At 72.0% G+C, this 1377-nt stretch carries 4 protein-coding genes; all 4 read right to left on the reverse strand.

Features of this window, described 5'->3' with window-relative positions:
* The coding region (locus tag DW309_RS00735) for an alcohol dehydrogenase catalytic domain-containing protein (RefSeq protein ID WP_168387119.1) at positions 1-368 on the reverse strand (368 nt) is incomplete at its 3' end.
* Positions 365-595 (reverse strand): helix-turn-helix transcriptional regulator, encoded by a 231-nt coding sequence (locus DW309_RS00740; RefSeq protein WP_136044242.1) that lies wholly within the window; start codon positions 593-595, stop codon positions 365-367. The genes DW309_RS00735 and DW309_RS00740, both read right to left, overlap by 4 nt.
* Complete coding sequence (locus DW309_RS00745) at positions 595-1029, reverse strand: hypothetical protein (RefSeq protein ID WP_136044243.1); 435 nt, start codon at positions 1027-1029, stop codon at positions 595-597. The genes DW309_RS00740 and DW309_RS00745 overlap by 1 nt, the downstream gene beginning before the upstream one ends.
* A 168-nt stretch (positions 1030-1197) precedes the next feature.
* Positions 1198-1377: hypothetical protein (locus DW309_RS19170; RefSeq protein WP_168387120.1), on the reverse strand; the 180-nt coding region annotated here is incomplete at its 5' end.

The following is a 1377-nucleotide window of genomic DNA, read 5'->3' on the forward strand; positions in this document are numbered from 1 at the left end:
CCCGGCGGCAGCGGCACGAGCCGGGCGGCCGGCACCCGCACGTACTCCGCGAGACCTCCGCCGCCCACGAGCTCCCCGACCACGTGCTCGTCGAGCTCGGCGCCCACCACGTCGGGCCCGACGCCCACGACCGTGCCGACGACCTCCATGCCGCGCACGGGATGCTTCGGCCGGGTGAGCCCGAACGCCGGTCGCACGAGCAGCGGATCGCCGAGCAGCAGCCGCACGTCGCCCGCATTGAGCGCGGTGGCCCGCACACGGAGCAGCACCTCGCCGTGGTGCGGCTGCGGCAGGGGGAGGCGTTCGAGCGCGACTCCGTCGGCGGGGCCGTAGGTCTCGCGACGCCAGGCAGCCATGCGGGCGGTCATGCGGAACCTCCGGGGGCGCTCGGATAGGAGAACAGCTCGTCGAGCCCGACGCCGAAGGCGCGAGCGATCTGGAACGCGAGCTCGAGCGTGGGCGAGTACCTCTGCTGCTCGATCGCGATGAGCGTCTGGCGCGTCACGCCGACGGTCTTGGCGAGCTCGGCCTGGGTGAGCCCTGCCCGCTCGCGGTGGGCGCGGATGCTGTTGGAGACGAGGGTGGGCTTGACCATCACACGAGCCCCCGCCGGTAGGCGATCACCCGGGCGATGCCGCCGACCACCGCGGCCACGAAGAACCCGAGGAACATCGTGTTCGCGATCCAGAAGACGTCGGCTCCGATCCCGCACAGCACGATCACGCCGAGTCCGGCGATCGCCACGAACGCCTGCTCCACACGGGCGCCCATGCGGCCGATGTCGCGGTCGCGGATGTCGGAGCGGCCGACGCCGTCGGGGTCGCGCATCCCGGCGAGGATGCCCCAGGCGACGCTGAGCAGGATGGTGCCGACGATGCCGCCGCCGATGCTCCAGAGCATGAGCGGGAACCAGTCGACCGCGGTGAGCGGCCCGCCCGCCGCCTGCTGCAGCACGAGCACCACGTAGGCGACGAGCACGATCGGGCTGACGATGAGCCCCGCCCAGACATTGCGTTCCTCGTAGACCATGACGCCCTCCGAATGTAAAGGATTCTTGACATGAGGCTACGCGCGGCGGGCAGAGGTGTCAAGAATCTTTTACACGCCCGGCGGTGCCGGATCGAAGACGCGCCGGACACGCCCGCGGAACGCACCTTTTCGACCCCGCACCGGTGGGCGGGGCGGGCGGGGGCGGGGTCAGATGACGGGAGCACTCCAGGGGTCGAGGTTGCCGTAGCGGTGCGCCGTGATGGAGATCGACTGCTCGCGCACGAACGGGAGCAGCTCGATGCGGGCGGCCGCGGTCACCTCCGCGTCGTACACCGCCAGGTCGGGGTCGCCCGCGGTCGCCGCCGCCAGCGACGCCCGCAGCGTCGC

The organism is Microbacterium sp. K41 (assembly GCF_004794395.1).
Lineage (GTDB): Bacteria > Actinomycetota > Actinomycetes > Actinomycetales > Microbacteriaceae > Microbacterium > Microbacterium sufflavum.